We start from the raw sequence: 14,254 nt of genomic DNA, 5'->3' as shown, positions 1-14,254 counted from the left end.
CGCGCGAGAGCGAGCGGCGCGGGAGAACGGCCGACGCGGGAGCGGGCGATGCGCGGGAGCGAGCGGGGACTCAGTCGAAGAGCTTCGCGATGATGCTGGACGTGTAGCCGCTGGGGGCGAGGTTCGAGTACCGGGTGTCGATGAGCACGTCGTCGCGCCAGAACAGCGTGCGACCGTCGGTGACCGGGTACTGCGTGTTGGGCCAGGTCTTCTCGCAGCGCGTGCCGTCATCGGGCGTGAAGCAGCTGAAGCCCTCGTCGGTCACGAGGCCGTTGAGCAGGTCGAGCGCGGGGCCGCGGTTCATGCGGGAGATCGTGGTGACCAGGCTCGTCGTGTCGGCGCCCGGGTCGGCCCAGATGCAGGTGAGGGTGCCGTTGGAGCCGACGCCGGACGGGCCGAACGCCGCGTCGTTGAGCGGGACGCCGTCGAGCTGGGCGAGGACGTCGTCTGACAGGATCGCCCGGCAGTCGGTGGGCAGGGCGACGGACTTCGTCGTCGCGGTCGGGGAGGGGGATGCCGTGGGCGACGGCTTTCCGGACTCCTCTGCGGAGGACGAGGGCTTCGGGCTGCCGCTCGCTCCGCCGCCGCTGGACGCCGCGGGGCCGCATCCGGCGAGGACGGAGATGAGGAGCAGCGCGGCGGCTCCTGCGGCGATTCGAGCGTTCATGCGCTCACCGTACCGTCAGGAGTCGCCGGAGCGATACGGGACACAGCGTGTGCGTCGGAGGACGGCGCGGTAATGTCGGCGGGATGAGCACTGATTCTGCGGCTGAAGGACGCGTCGTCGTCATCGGCGATGCGCTGATCGACGAGATCCGCGATGGCGGCAACGTCCGCGAACTGGTCGGAGGGGCCGCGTTGAACGTGGCGGTGGGGCTGCGTCGGCTGGGGGTGCCGACGACGCTGATCGCGATGGTCGGCGAGGACGAGCCGGGAGCGCATATCCGCGAGTACCTCGCCGACCACGATGTGCGACTGATCGCGAGCACCGCACCGCACGGGTCCTCCCGGGCGATCGTCACCCGCTCGGCCGAGGGCGAGCCGCAGTACGTCTTCAACGAGGCGGCGCAGCAGCGCAGCATCCGCTACTCCGACGAGGCCAGGGAGGCGATCTCCCGGGCCGATCTCGTGGTGGTCAGCTGCTTCCCGTTCGACGTGCCGGCGGAGACCGACGCGTTCGTGGAGGCGGTCACGGGCGCGCGTCTCGCCGTCGACCCGAATCCCCGGGCGGGCATGCTGAGCGACCGGGACGAGTTCGTGCGCGGATTCGAGCGCGTCGCCGCCGATGCGGCGATCGTGAAGGTCGGGGCGGATGACGCAGCCCTGCTGTACGACGGCGACTTGGACGCGCTGCGTGCGAGGCTGCGAGGTCTCGGCACGCGGGCGGTGCTCGCGACGGCGGGGTCTCAGGGCGCGGTGATCGAGTCGGATGCCGGCGTCGTCAGCGCCCCGATCTCGACGCTTCCCGGTCGGGTCGTCGACACCGTGGGGGCGGGCGATGCCACCCTCGCCGCAGTGGCCGCTGGTCTCGTGGCGGGAGAATCCGACCGGGCTGCGCTGCTGCGCAGAGCGATGGACGTGGCCGCCGCGACCTGCCGCATGGAGGGCGGGCTGCTGCGCACTCCGGAGTCGCTGGGCGACGCCGACCGCGGCGTATATGGGAGCTGAAGCGCCGGCCCGGGCGAGCGGGGACCTGCCTCGATTCCCGATTTCTCTCCCCACGTTCCGACCGGTATGATTGACACTCGTGCCCCCGGTTGGCTGTCGAAGTTGGACGGGTGCGCAATGGCGAGTTACCCAAGCGGCCAAAGGGATCTGACTGTAAATCAGACTGCACTGCATTCGGGGGTTCGAATCCCTCACTCGCCACCACATGAAAGAAGGGCCTCGCGAAGCGGGGCCCTTCCGTCATGTGGTGGACGGAGCGGGATTCGGGTGCGGGCGGAGCGAGCACCGGAGTCCCGCACTCGCCACCTCACGACCGAGGGGCGCTCTCTTCGTCATCTTCTTCCCCGGCGGCGGATCCACCCTGCACATCCGGGATCGCTTCGGGCAGGACTACTGCCCGAGGTACCAGCTCTTCCACTGGTTGAACGAACCGGGGGTGAGGTACGCGGCATTGCCGTGTTGAGCCGCGAGCTGGTTTGCGAAGCTCTGGTCGGTTGTTTCCAGCCAGCCGGCATTTCCGACGCCGTCACCGGCGAGAGCGAAGACGGTGGTCCCGTTGATCGTCGAGTAGTAGAGCGAGCTCATGTTGTTGTTCCTTCGGTGAATTGCGGCCTGGTCGATGCCGGGAGATGGGTTCGGTTCTGTGGTGGGAGGGATCGAGTTGCCCTGGAGGAAGGAGAGCGGGTTGACGAAGCTGCCGCCGACGAGCACCTCGAAGTGAAGGTGCACGCCCATTCCGCTGGTCGGTCCGTACTGGCTGTTGCCCATGTAGCCGATCACTTGCCCCTGGTTGACGCTTGCGCCCATGTTCACCGTGGGCGCGCCATTGAAGTGGGCGTATCTGCTCGTCACCCCGTTGCCGTGGTTGATCTGAACGTAGTGGCCCCAGCCGTGGCCGTCGCTGCCTGTCGAGTTCCAGTCGCCGCCGGAGACTTGACCGCCGGCGATCGCGAGTATCGGCATGCCGCGGTATCCCCATGTGTCGATGCCCATATGCCGCCGGGTGCCTTCGCGCGGCGCCAGGTACTGGCCGCCCGCTTCGGTCGACATGCGGAACGGATCGGTGGGATAGATGTATCCGTTGGCGGCCGGCACCGCGGCGCTTGCTGATTCGCCGTGGAGCACGCCTGTCCCGACCAGCGCGACTCCGGCTGCGATTCCGGTGGCGGCGAGCAGGGTTCTCCGAGACATAGGCGCCGCGGAGAAGAACGATGATCCAGGAGGTGGTTCCAGTTGAGGTGGGCTCATGCGCCACACCGTATCGGCAGAATCGGGCTGCTCGCTGTCCCCTCTTCTACCTACAGACACAGCCGGCGGTGATCGATAGCTTGGAGGGTTCTCGTCCGAATCCAGACACGGTTTTCGCATCAGGTCAGCGAGCCTCAAACGCTTCACGATAGTCATCGAAACCAGAGCTGTCTGTAGGCCGAAGAGGGGACAGCAGACAGCCCCCATTCGTCAATACGGTGTGCTTATGACTTCACTCGATGGGCGTCCTGGCTCTTCTCGGCGCGACCGTTTCCGCAGGCTCCTCAGTATCGTGGCGGCGCTGGCCGTCGCTCTGGGGGTGCTTCTACCGACGTCGAGCGCGTCGGCCACGTCCACACAGGCGGGAGCCCAGGTGCTTGCTCAGCAACTGATCGCGAGCGGACGATTCAGCGGCACAGCCGAGACCAGCGCTCAGGTCCAGGCGTATGCGAACGGGGTGATGCGACAGCATCCGTCAACCGGCAGGGACTGCTACATCGACACGGCGATCCTGCAGGCGTTGAAGACCGTCGTCGTCGACCGGGGGTTCAACATCCGAGTGTCATCCCTCAACCGATACTGCACCGGCGAACTCACGGCTTCAGGCACCGGCAGCTATCACTGGCGCAACGGCGGGGGTCATGCGGTGGACATCGACCGCGTGAACGGTGTGGGGGCGACGGGCAACACCTCACAGGACAGGGCTCTGATCCAGTCGATGACGACGGCGCTCCCTGGGCCCGCAGGGCTCGGACAGAGCAACTGCCGGTCGACCCCGGTGTCCGTCCCGCAGAACTGGGTGCAGTTCAGCGACTCCTGCAACCACAACCACTTCGAGTACAGAGGAACCGGCGTGACCATCCCCGGGTCTCCCGCGACCGTGAGCGATGCGCCTTCGTCGATCATCGACGGCAGCGACAGGATCTCGTTGTACGCGATTCGTTCGGACGGGAATCTCTGGGGAACAAGCCAGGCGAGCGCAGGCAGCCCCTTCTCCGCGTGGCAGCCCCTGGGCGGGTCGATCGGGTCTCTCATGGGGCGGCCAGCCGTCCTCCAGCTGGACAGCGGAGTCATCGCGATCTATGCGCGCACATCGGCAGGGTACGTCGTCGGCACGAACCAAACCGCGCCCGGAGGATCATTCACCCCGTGGACGACCATCGGTACGGGAGGAGCGGGAATCGCCAGCGATCCCGTCGCCGTTCAGTTCGACAACGGTGCGATCGGCGTGTACGCCATGACGGATTCGCGCTACGTGGCTGGAACGGCGCAGGGCGGGCCGGGAGGTGCTTTCAGCTCCTGGGTCCCTATCGGCTCCACGACGACCGCACTCGTCGGACGTCCCGCGCTGGTGCATCTGGTCGGTGACCGCCTCATGTTGTTCGCCACGTCCGCCGACGGGTTCGTCCACGCGTCTGAGCAACCTGCCGCGGGTGGGGCATTCACGGCCTGGAGTGTCGTCGGCACAGGAGGCGCGCAGATCAACTCCGAGCCGATCGCGGTGAACGATCAGGGTCGCGTGACCGTCTACGCGGCCGCTGGCTCGACAGTGTCTAGCGTGACCCAGGACGCTCCGGGCGGTTCCTTCCACGCGTGGCTGAACCTCGGATCTGGCCCTGCGAGTCTGGGGGGCGCGACGCCGTTCGCGGTCGTCGGCGGTGGATACCACTCCGTCTACACCATCGGGGGTGACCATCTCATCTGGGGGACGAGCGTGCTCAGCCCGCCGACGACTGCTGCGGCCTGGTCCCAGATCGGCGCCGGCGCGCTTCTCTCCACGGTTCCCGTCGGAATCCGAACCTCGGGCGGCGTGAACTGCGTGTACGCCGCCAGCAACGGATCCGTCGTCGGCACCTGCCAAAGCGGTCCCGGGGGCACCTTCGGAAGCTGGTCCACGATGTAGTGTCTTGCGCTGTCGCAGTGCAGTCCCCGCACCTGTCCGAGAGGACGGGTGCGGGGACTGGCGCGTCTCGGTTGAGTCGTTACGACGCAGGCGTCTCGAAGGCCGCGTCGGGGTAGAGGCCCTCGGCGATCTGCCTGACCGCGGAGACGTTGCCGAGCGTGCCGGGGAACATGTCCGTGGCCGACACGGCGATGAGCCGTCCGTCGCGCACCGCGGGCATGTCGGGGAAGGTCGCCGTGAGGTACGCGCGGACAGCCGACTCGTGCGCGGGGTCCGACACCGCGAAGACGAGAGCGTCGGGGGCCTCGGCGGCGAGCGACTCCGGCGTGATCTCGGCGGCGAAGAAGTCCGAGAACGCGGGGTCGTCGGGGGTGAACACGTTGTCGGCCCCTGCGCGGTGCAGGATGTCGTACTCGATGCCGGCACCGATGGCCGTCAGGGTCGTGCCCTCGACGAAGACCTGGGCCACGCGCGGCCGGTCGCGGCCGTCGATCGCGGCATCCACCGCAGCGAGCTCGGCCCGGGACGAGGCGATGAGGTCGTCGGCCTCACCCTCGACGTGGAAGATCGTGCCGAGGTTCTTCAGGTCGGTGAAGAGGTCGTCGACCGTGCCCTCCATGCGGCGGTCGAAGCATCCTCCGGTGGCCGTGTAGGCGGCGACGCCGGCCTGGGTCAGCTGCTCGATGCTGGCGAAGCCCTGTTCGGCGGTGAACTCGTACGTGGTCGGCGAGTACACGAAGTCGGGCTGGACGGCGAGCAGCTCCTCGCGGCTCGGCGGGGTGTCTCCGCCGATGACGGGCACATCGGCCGCCAGACCGGCGACGTCGTCGGGCAGCTCCTGCGCCGTGGCCTGGGCCTGGCCGACGAGGCGATCGGCGAGGCCGAGCCGCAGCAGGAGCTCCGTCTGCGACGGGTGCAGTCCGACGACCGCGGTGGGCGTCGACGGGATCTCGGCCGTGCGGCCGCAGTTCTCGATCGTGACGGCATCCGTCGACGTGGTCGGCGCGGCTCCCGACGTGACGCCGGTGCCGCAGGCGGCGAGGGCGAGGGATCCTGCTCCCACCGCGACGGCGGCGAGCAGGCGGATGCTTCGGGTTCGGGGTGTCATTCTCTCTTCTTCTCCTTCTGAGGGGTCGGATGCGGGTTCAGCGGTCGCTGGGCCCGCGGGGGTGGAAGGTCATCGCCCTGGCGCCGGTGTCGATCTCGACGGCGATGCGCGCGGTGACGTGGAACACCTCGTCGACCAGGGCGGGGGTGAGCACGGCGTCCGGAGGGCCGAAGGCCACGATCCTTCCCTCGTCGAGCACCGCGACGTCGTCGCAGAACGCCGCGGCGATGTTGAGGTCGTGGAGCGCGGCGATGACCGTCGTGCCGAGCCCGCTGACGACGCGCATGAGGTCGAGCTGGTGCGCGATGTCGAGGTGGTTGGTCGGCTCGTCCAGCACGAGAATCTCGCCGCTCTGAGCGAGCGCGCGCGCGAGCATGACCCGCTGGCGCTGGCCCCCGGAGAGCCGGCGCACGAGGCGGTCGCCGAGCTCGTGCACGTCGGCCGTGCGGAGGGCGTCGTCGACGATGCGCAGGTCGTCAGGAGTGTCGCGGCTGAACGGCGGCCGGTGCGGTGAGCGTCCGACGAGGACGGTCTCCCGCACGGTCAGATCGAACTCGGAGGGCGAATCCTGCAGCATGACCGACACGGTGCGGGCGAGCGCGCGAGGGGCCATGAGCGAGACGTCGGCGCCGTCGATCTCGACCCGCCCGCGGTGCGGACGCCGCCCGCTGAACAGGGTGCGCAGAAGGGTCGACTTGCCGCTGCCGTTCGGACCGAGGAGCCCCACGATGCGTCCGGTGCCGACCTCGAGGTCGATCCCGTGGAGCACCGTGCGACCGCCGCGCACCACGCTGACGTCGTCGAAGAGGACGGTCATCGGTCGAACCCCGCCCGCTCGCCGCCGCTCCGCATCAGCCAGAGGAAGAAGGGCGCTCCGACGAACGCGGTGAGGATGCCGAGGGGGATCTCCGTCGGCGCCGCCACCGTGCGGGCGAGCAGGTCGGCCACCATGAGGAACAGCGCGCCGCCGAGGATCGTGACCGGGAGCATCCGACGATGGTCGGATCCGACCAGGAGGCGGGCCATGTGCGGCACGACGAGACCGACGAAGCCGATGCCCCCGCTCACCGCGACGATCGCGCCGGTCAGGAGCGATGCGAAGATCAGCAGCAGTCCGCGCACCCGTGTGGTGCGCACGCCGACGGCCAGGGCCGACTCGTCGCCCGCGAGAAGCGCGTTCATCGACCGCGACAGTCCGAGCGCCGCGATGACGGCGACGGCGAGGGCGGCGGCGGGGATCGCGAGCGACGACATGTCGGCGGCGGAGACGCTGCCGAGGAGGAAGAACATGACGCTGACGACGTTCTGGGCGTCGGTGGTCAGCGTGAGGTAGCTCGTCACGGCGCTCAGCAGCGAGCCGAGCGCGACGCCCGCGAGGATCATCCTCGTCGGCGACAGCTCTCCGCGGATGCGGGCGAGGGCGGCGACGAGCACGCACGCGACGACCGCACCCACGAAGGCCGCTCCGCTCATCGTGAGGCCGAGGAAGGTGGCACCGCCGGAGACGATCACCAGCACGGCGCCGACGCTCGCCCCGGAGGAGACGCCGAGGATGTACGGCTCGGCGAGCGGGTTGCGCACCACGGCCTGCATCATCGCCCCGGCGAGGGCGAGCCCAGCGCCCGAGAGCCCGGCGAGGAGCGAGCGCGGCAGCCGGAACTGCCACACCGCCTGATCCTGCAACGGCGTGAGCGTGCCGTCGGTCATCCACGGCATGCCGGGGAGGAGATGGCCGATCACGATCTTCGCGGCGTCGGCGGGGGAGACGGAGACGGGGCCGACGGCCGCGGAGAGCACGAGGACGAGCAGGGAGAGCAGGGCGGTCGTCGTCACCGTCGCACCGACGGGGAGGGTCCGACCGCGACGACGCCGTCTCGGCTCAGGGCGGGAGGACGGGGTGCGCCGACCGGCGCTCTCCATCGTGGTGCCGGGGGATGCGGTCATCGTGCGTCTCCTGTCGTGACGTCGGCGGCGAACTCGAGCACGGCGAGGCCCAGCTCGTGCAGCACGGTCTGCTCGTTCGCCCCGTGCCCGGCATCCGCCGCCGTCCAGGTCCGGGCGGATCCGCCCGCGCATCGCAGCGCTGCGGTCATCCGATGTGTGTCGCGGGCGAGGACTCTCGTGTCCTGTCCGAGCACGATCCCCAGGTACGCCGGAACCGTCGCGCCGATCTGCAGCCCCTCGGCTCGGGCGAGGGGCGAGAGCACCCGGAGCCGCTCGCGGGCCTCCGCGGTGCCGTCGTCGCCGAACTCCGTTCGCCAGCGCGACCCGAACGGATGCTCGTCGAGGGCGAGCAGATCGAGCGGAGCAGCCGTGGTCGCGAATCCTGCGCACAGGTCGGGATGCCGCAGCGCACACGCGGCCGCGACGACACCGCCCAGCGAGGCTCCGACGAGGACGAGCAGATCGGGGCGGGTGACACCGCTGCGGATGAGACCGAGCGCGACGTCGGCGAGGTCGGCGATCGTTCGCGTCTTGCGGACACCGCGGCCCGCGTTGCGCCAGGCCTCTCCGCGCTCGCCACCGCCGCGGAGCTGCGCCGTCGCATACGCGCCTCCGTGCGCGATCCAGGCGGAGATGGTGGGCTCGTAGACCGGGAGATGGGGGACGCCGAAGCCGCCGTAGCAGGTGAGGAGCAGCGGCAGCGGGCCCTCCGCGCCCGCCGGAGCGGTGACGTGGACCGACAGGGTCTCGCCGTCGTCGGCGGGGAGGTCGTACCGGGTGGTGGTCCCGGGCAGGGCGGCGACAGCGGGGAGGCTCGTGCGGCCCTGCGGCATCCGCTCCACGATCCGCGGCGGGGTGAGCGGGCCCTCGACCGAGAGGCGCAGCACGCCGTCGTCGACGCCGATCTCCGTGGCGGTGAGGGTGCCGGCGGCTGACGATGCGGCCTCCGTGCGACCGACCTCGACGCCGTCGTGGAGGTCGATGAGCACGCTGCGCCCCTGAGCAACCGCGAGCACGACGACCCGGTCGCCGTGCACCGTGGCGTCGATGATCTGCACCAGCGGATCGCTCCAGCGCCAGAGCGCGGTTCCGTCGAGACCCAGGGCGTCGAGCCCTCCGTCGTGTTGGACCAGCACCGCGTCGGCGAGCGGCGATGCGCGCCGCAGCGCCGGCCATCGGCCCAGAGTCGTCTCCGTGGCGCGGTCGCTGAGCGTCGTGCCCCCGGCGAGGCTGCGGGCGAGCAGGCCGCTCGTGCCTCCGGGGAAGAGCCGCACGCGCGCCCAGGGGGCGAGGGCGGTCGACTGCACCGCACCGGTCTCGACGTCGAGGGTGACGAGAGCGTCGTCCCGGCTCGCGACGACGTCGAGGGAGCGCGAGTCCGGCGCCCACAGCACGGTGTCGTAGCGGAGACGGATGCCGGGATGCGGATGCATCGTGCCGGAGGACGCGTCCACGATGCCGAGGACGGCGTTCTCGTCGGCGGAGGGAGCCCACTCGACGGCGATGAGGCGGCCGTCGGGCGAGGGGTGGATCCGCTGCACGTGGCCGTCTGGCTCGATCACCGGGGTGCCGTCGAGCCGATGGATGCCGCGTCGAGGGCTGCCGTCTCGGCGGCCCAGCACGAAGCCTCCGATGGGGAGCCCCGGCCGACCGTGGTGCTCGGCGCGGGACAGGGCGGCGTCGAGCACCGCACGGTGTGCGCTCATCGGCCGACCAGATCGTTCACGCGGTCGTCGCCGCCCGCCCACAGGAGGTGACCGCCCTCGTCGAGCGGGGTGGGGACCGCGATCGTGGTGATCTCGTGATCGTCGATCAGGTGGATCATGCCGTCGCCGCCGCTGGTGACCGCGATGGCGCCGGTCAGCGGATCGATCGCGATCGATCGGCGTTGCGCCGCCTGTCCGTCGACGCCGTCCCACGGCATCCGTCCGGCCTGTGGCGGGTGCGTCATCGGGGGGAGCGGGACGATCCGGGAGATGCGCGCCTGCTGCCGATCGATCACGACCAGCGCGTCGCCGTCGGGGTGGATGACGGCGACGGCGGCGACACCCGCGGCGAGGGCGAACCGGAACGCGAGCCCCGGCGGGAGGGCGACCGCCGTGGATGCTCCGGATGCGAGGTCGATCTCGACGAAGGTGTTGGTCCATTCAGGCCACGCTCCTGGCGACGCCGGCCCACCGCGCACGATGCCCGTGACGCGCCCGGTGTCGCCGGCGAGGCGCAGGTAGAACGCGCGACCTTCGACGGGCCAGGGGATGATGCCGATCGCCCGGGGCGCCCCGCGGTCGACGATGAAGCGTTCGAGGCCGCGGCTGGTCGCGACGCCGACCGCACCGGATACGGGGTCGACGACATCGCCGTGACCGTCGGGTGCGAGGTCGTCGAGGAGCGCACCACGGAGCACCGGCGCGTGCGGCCCCACGTCGAGCGCCGAGGCCAGCGGCAGCGCCTCGACGGCGCCGGGCTCGCGGTGGCGGAGCACGATCATCGCGTCGCCCGATGCCTGGTCCGGCGCGATGACGACGCCCGGCTCGCCGGTGCGGACGCGGAATCGCGCAGAGGATCCGGCCGCGAGGTCGACGACCGACACGAGATCGCTCCAGGCTGCCTCGTTCATCCCCAGGCCCGATGTGACCACGACGTGCCGACCCGACGCGTCGCAGGCGAGGTGCTCGGCGGGGATGGCGATCGGGATGCGGCGGACCTCCCCGGCGCCTCCGACGACGAGGGCGCCTCCGCGATCGTCCGCGAAGACCCACCGTCCCGATGCTTCGGCGGGGAGGCGGAGGAAACCCGCGTGCTCGGCGAGCCAGGCGCCGGCGACGACGACACGCCGAGAGCCGTTCTGGATCTCGTAGACGATTCCGGCCCGGTGATCAGCGGCGAGGAGGGGGAGCGAAGAGGACATGGGGGTCAGCCTAGTAGATATTGAGAATCATTATCATTTAGGGTCGTCAGTGTTCACACACCGTGAACCCCGCCCCGCAGATCGCGGAGCGGACCACCTCACAGAAGGAGCACGAAATGGAAAAGCAGATCCTCGCAGAGATCGAAGAGTCCGAGCAGCTGGCGCACCTGTCGGCGACGCACTCGAACGCACTGGTCGAGAACCCCTTCGACTGACCGCGGATCCTTCCGCCGCGCTTCCGAGCGCACTCAACCCCGGCCGGGCGCCCTCGCCCGGCCGGGCCCACCCTCGAGAGGATCCATGACCGCCGAACTCCGCATCCATCCGCTCCCCGGCACCGGGGCGCACCTCGTCTCGGGCGCCGACGGCCGACACCGGGTCAGGCTGCGCACCGGGCGCCTCACGCTTCTCGACGCGCCGCCCGACGGACTGGTCGCCGCCATCGAGAGCGCACCCGACGGAGAAGCCGCGGACTACCTCCATCGACTGACCGGAGAGGTGCAGACGCGGGAAGCTGAAGATGCCAGCCGTCGCTGGCCGACCGCGCGTCGTGCCGTCTGCCTCCTCGGCTCCGACCCGATCCTGGACGACCTCGGCGGCGCCCTCGCCGCGTGGGGAGCGGCGGTCACCCGTCTCGGCGCCGAGGAGGAGCCCCCGCAGGACGCGGCCCTCGTGATCGCGTACGCCGACGACGCGCGGGGTCGCCGGCGGTGGCTCCGTCACGACCAGCTGCCGCGGCGCGGCGTGGCCTGGCTCCGCGCGCACCGCGACGGCGAATGCGTCCTCATCGAACCTCTCGCCCTCGACGGCGACGACCCCACCTCCGTGCAGGTCGCCACAAGACGCGCGGCGGCGAGCAGCGCGCCGACCGCGACCGAGGCCTGGCACCGGGCGGCGCCGCCGGCGAGTGCACCCGTCGATGACGCCACGCGGGTGCTCGTGCTGGGGCGACTGCTGCAGATCGCGGCCGCGTGGGCGCAGGACGGCCCCTCGCTCGACCGGCTGCGCACGACCCTGTGGAAGCTGGTGCCCGCGCTCGGCGCCGTCACCGAGCACACGGTGCTCGCGTATCCCGCGGCGCCTGAGCGCGTGATCCGATGACGCCGCCGCGCGATGCCCGCAGGCACGACGTCGTCGCCCCCGACGGCGTGCTCCTGCGCGGATGGGTCTGGGAGCCGGAGGAGCCGAGGGGAACGGCGCTCATCCGCACGCCGTACGGCGCCTGGCGGCACGGCGCCACCGCGAAGGCCTGGACGCGGCGGGGCTACCGCTGCGTCATCCACGACGTCCGCGGCCGCCACTCCTCCGAGGGGGACTGGCACCCCTATCTCGCCGAACGCGGCGACGGCCGAGCCGTCGTCGAGGCGATCAGAAGCGGCGAGCCGGGGCTCCCCGTCGTGCTGTCAGGCGGTTCATACGCCGCGCACACCGCGCTCGAAGCGGCCAGGGTCGTCGACGTCGACGCGCTGGTGCTCCTCGTCCCCGCCCTCGGCCTCGCCGAGACCGCGTGGGATGAACACGGAGAGCCGCAGCTCCTCCACCGCATCGGGTGGTGGCACCAGCACGGGCGCGGATCCCGGTCTCTGCCGCCGCTCGCCGCCGAGGAGCTCGCCGCGCGCGTGAAGAGGGCGAGAGAGGTGGGCGTGCATCGCGCCGCCGAGGAATGGGGGTGGACGCACGACGTCCTGTCGGGATGGCGGCGCCTCTGGTCCGCCCCTCCGGTCGACCTGGCTCGCGCCTACGGTGCGATCCGGGCGCCCCTGCTCCTCATCCGCGGCGACCACGACTTCTTCTTCGCCGACGCCGGTCGACTCGCCGACGCCTGGAGCGCCCGCATCCGTGTGGTCGACGGCCCGTGGGGGCATCGGCTGGCCGACGACATCGTCGATGACGACGTGCGATCCCGGCTGCACAGCGCCGGGGGGATCGGCGTCGTGCTCGACGACTGGCTGGCCGAGAACGGCCTGCCCTCGGCGTCTCTCGCTCCCGCCGTATCCGACGGGCATCGAGCCCGCCGCACCCGATCCGCCTTCGACGCCGACGCCGGTCGTTGGCGACACGAGAGGACAGCATGACCAGCGACACCCTGCACCGCACCCCCGGGCGACCCACCCTGACGGCCGAGGCCCTGGTCGACCAGGAGACCGGGATCATCCGCTCCGTGCGGGAGGTCCCGCATCCGTCCGGTGCACCGGACCGGTACCTCGCGCTCACGGCATCCATCGCCGACGCGCGCATCCTCGGCGAGTGGCCGGCCGACCGCGTCTCACTCGGCACGTCCTTCGGAGACCGCGCTCAGGCGCGCATCGCCGCCATCGGCGAGGGCGTCGAGCGGTACTGCGGCAACTGGCTGCCGGATGTCCTTCCACCCGGCGAGCTGCGCGTCACCACGGCGCAGGAGCTGCGAGCGCAGGGAGAGGCGGTCCTCGACGAGTCCGCGCTGCCCCGGTTTGCCGACTGGCAGCTCGATCGGCCGGGGTTCCCGTATCAGCGGCTGCTCCCCGAGACTCCGACGCTGTGGGCGAGGTGCGACGAGCTCGGCGGCGGATCCGTCTGGGTGCCGGACGCCCTCGTGCACCTGAACTGGCGGCAGTCCCGGTTCCGCACGCTGCCCCGGACGCACCACCTGAACTACGCCGGGATCGCCACCGGCGACGGGGTCGACGACGCGCGCGACAGGGGAGTGCTCGAGGTCGTGGAGCGCGATGCGCTGGAGGTCTGGTGGCACCTCGACGGCCCCGCGTTCGGCATCGACCCCGCCACCGTCCCCGGTCTGCTCGACGACCTGCGGGGCAGCAGTCTGCGCGTGTGGCTCGTCGCGATGCCGTCGGAGTTCGCCCCCGCGATCGGTGCGCTCGTGCACGACGAGGAGCGCGGCCTGTACGCGGCCGGGTTCTCCGCAGCCCTCGAGCCGGAGCGCGCCGCACGCAAGGCGGTGCTGGAGGCCGTGCACACGTGGATCTACACGCAGGGCTGCACCTCGGCCGACGGGTGGGTGTTCCGCGCTGTCGCCGAGGGGCTGATGGCGAAGGGCCTCACGCTCGACCACCGCCCCGACGCGGACTACACGACCGCGGCGGGCCCGCAGTACGAGAACGTGATCGATCTCGGCGCGCACGTGCAGGTGTGGCTCGATCCCGCCGTGCACGGCGAGGCGCGCCGGTTCCAGGCGCCCGTGCAGGGAGTGCGCCCGTTGAACGCGATGTCTGCGGTGACGATGGACGAGGTCTATCGGCGGCTGCGCGAGCGGGGGCATCGGGTGCTCACGCGCGACCTCACCACCTCCGACGTACGGCGCTCGCACCTGCGGGTGGTGCGCTCGATCGTCACGGGGCTCGTGCCCAACGCCCCCGCCGCGTTCTCCTACCTCGGGATGCCGCGGTTCAGGGCCGCCGCGGAGGAGCGCGGCTGGCGCACGACCTGGACCGGGGGACCGGAGGACTTCACGCTCCTCCCGGCCCCGCACATGTGAGGG

At 71.0% G+C, this 14,254-nt stretch carries 13 protein-coding genes and 1 tRNA gene; 7 read left to right on the top strand and 7 right to left on the bottom strand.

Going from position 1 to position 14,254, the window contains the following annotated elements; translation table 11 throughout:
- Window positions 1-70: 70 nt before the first annotated feature.
- Window positions 71-667, bottom strand: a complete 597-nt coding sequence (locus tag MRBLWH10_RS12315) for a hypothetical protein (protein WP_341940087.1) — start codon at window positions 665-667, stop codon at window positions 71-73.
- Between the two features lie 83 nt (window positions 668-750).
- On the opposite strand from MRBLWH10_RS12315, the gene MRBLWH10_RS12310 reads away from it, so the two are divergent.
- Window positions 751-1,668 (top strand): PfkB family carbohydrate kinase, encoded by a 918-nt coding sequence (locus tag MRBLWH10_RS12310; protein ID WP_341940086.1) that lies wholly within the window; start codon window positions 751-753, stop codon window positions 1,666-1,668.
- A 119-nt stretch (window positions 1,669-1,787) separates the two neighbouring features.
- Window positions 1,788-1,872, top strand: a tRNA-Tyr gene (locus MRBLWH10_RS12305).
- Between the two features lie 186 nt (window positions 1,873-2,058).
- On the opposite strand, the gene MRBLWH10_RS12300 is transcribed toward MRBLWH10_RS12305, so the two are convergent.
- Complete coding sequence (locus MRBLWH10_RS12300) at window positions 2,059-2,916, bottom strand: M23 family metallopeptidase (protein ID WP_341940085.1); 858 nt, start codon at window positions 2,914-2,916, stop codon at window positions 2,059-2,061.
- Between the two features lie 226 nt (window positions 2,917-3,142).
- Between MRBLWH10_RS12300 and MRBLWH10_RS12295 the strand changes: the two genes are divergently transcribed.
- Window positions 3,143-4,819: a hypothetical protein gene (locus tag MRBLWH10_RS12295; protein ID WP_341940084.1), complete on the top strand. Its 1,677-nt coding sequence runs from the start codon at window positions 3,143-3,145 to the stop codon at window positions 4,817-4,819.
- 79 nt (window positions 4,820-4,898) lie between these two features.
- Here MRBLWH10_RS12295 and MRBLWH10_RS12290 read toward each other — a convergent pair whose 3' ends face one another.
- Genes MRBLWH10_RS12290 through MRBLWH10_RS12270 form a run of 5 tightly spaced genes read right to left on the bottom strand, consistent with a single transcriptional unit; the run spans window position 4,899 to window position 10,779 of the window.
- A complete protein-coding gene (locus tag MRBLWH10_RS12290) occupies window positions 4,899-5,927 on the bottom strand; it encodes an ABC transporter substrate-binding protein (protein WP_341940083.1) in 1,029 nt (342 codons plus the stop codon).
- Between the two features lie 37 nt (window positions 5,928-5,964).
- Window positions 5,965-6,744: an ABC transporter ATP-binding protein gene (locus MRBLWH10_RS12285; protein WP_341940082.1), complete on the bottom strand. Its 780-nt coding sequence runs from the start codon at window positions 6,742-6,744 to the stop codon at window positions 5,965-5,967.
- Window positions 6,741-7,871, bottom strand: coding sequence for an iron ABC transporter permease (locus MRBLWH10_RS12280; RefSeq protein WP_341940081.1), 1,131 nt, complete (start codon window positions 7,869-7,871; stop codon window positions 6,741-6,743). Before MRBLWH10_RS12280 ends, MRBLWH10_RS12285 begins: the two co-directional genes overlap by 4 nt.
- Window positions 7,868-9,577 (bottom strand): prolyl oligopeptidase family serine peptidase, encoded by a 1,710-nt coding sequence (locus MRBLWH10_RS12275; RefSeq protein WP_341940080.1) that lies wholly within the window; start codon window positions 9,575-9,577, stop codon window positions 7,868-7,870. The genes MRBLWH10_RS12280 and MRBLWH10_RS12275 overlap by 4 nt, the downstream gene beginning before the upstream one ends.
- Entirely contained in the window at window positions 9,574-10,779 is a 1,206-nt protein-coding gene (locus MRBLWH10_RS12270; protein WP_341940079.1) for a hypothetical protein, read from the bottom strand. The genes MRBLWH10_RS12275 and MRBLWH10_RS12270 overlap by 4 nt, the downstream gene beginning before the upstream one ends.
- A gap of 116 nt (window positions 10,780-10,895) precedes the next feature.
- Between MRBLWH10_RS12270 and amiA the strand changes: the two genes are divergently transcribed.
- From amiA to MRBLWH10_RS12250, 4 genes are all read left to right on the top strand, one after another.
- Window positions 10,896-10,994 (top strand): streptamidine family RiPP, encoded by a 99-nt coding sequence (gene amiA, locus MRBLWH10_RS12265; protein ID WP_254408313.1) that lies wholly within the window; start codon window positions 10,896-10,898, stop codon window positions 10,992-10,994.
- Between the two features lie 85 nt (window positions 10,995-11,079).
- Window positions 11,080-11,880, top strand: coding sequence for a hypothetical protein (locus MRBLWH10_RS12260; RefSeq protein WP_341940078.1), 801 nt, complete (start codon window positions 11,080-11,082; stop codon window positions 11,878-11,880).
- A complete protein-coding gene (locus MRBLWH10_RS12255; protein WP_341940077.1) occupies window positions 11,877-12,854 on the top strand; it encodes a CocE/NonD family hydrolase in 978 nt (325 codons plus the stop codon). The genes MRBLWH10_RS12260 and MRBLWH10_RS12255 overlap by 4 nt, the downstream gene beginning before the upstream one ends.
- Window positions 12,851-14,251, top strand: a complete 1,401-nt coding sequence (locus MRBLWH10_RS12250; RefSeq protein WP_341940076.1) for a YcaO-like family protein — start codon at window positions 12,851-12,853, stop codon at window positions 14,249-14,251. Before MRBLWH10_RS12255 ends, MRBLWH10_RS12250 begins: the two co-directional genes overlap by 4 nt.
- Window positions 14,252-14,254: the final 3 nt, after the last annotated feature.

This window comes from Microbacterium sp. LWH10-1.2 (assembly GCF_038397765.1).
Taxonomy (GTDB): Bacteria; Actinomycetota; Actinomycetes; order Actinomycetales; family Microbacteriaceae; genus Microbacterium; species Microbacterium natoriense.
Note: the sequence above shows the minus strand (reverse complement) of the source record. Positions and strands in the feature narration are given on the sequence as shown.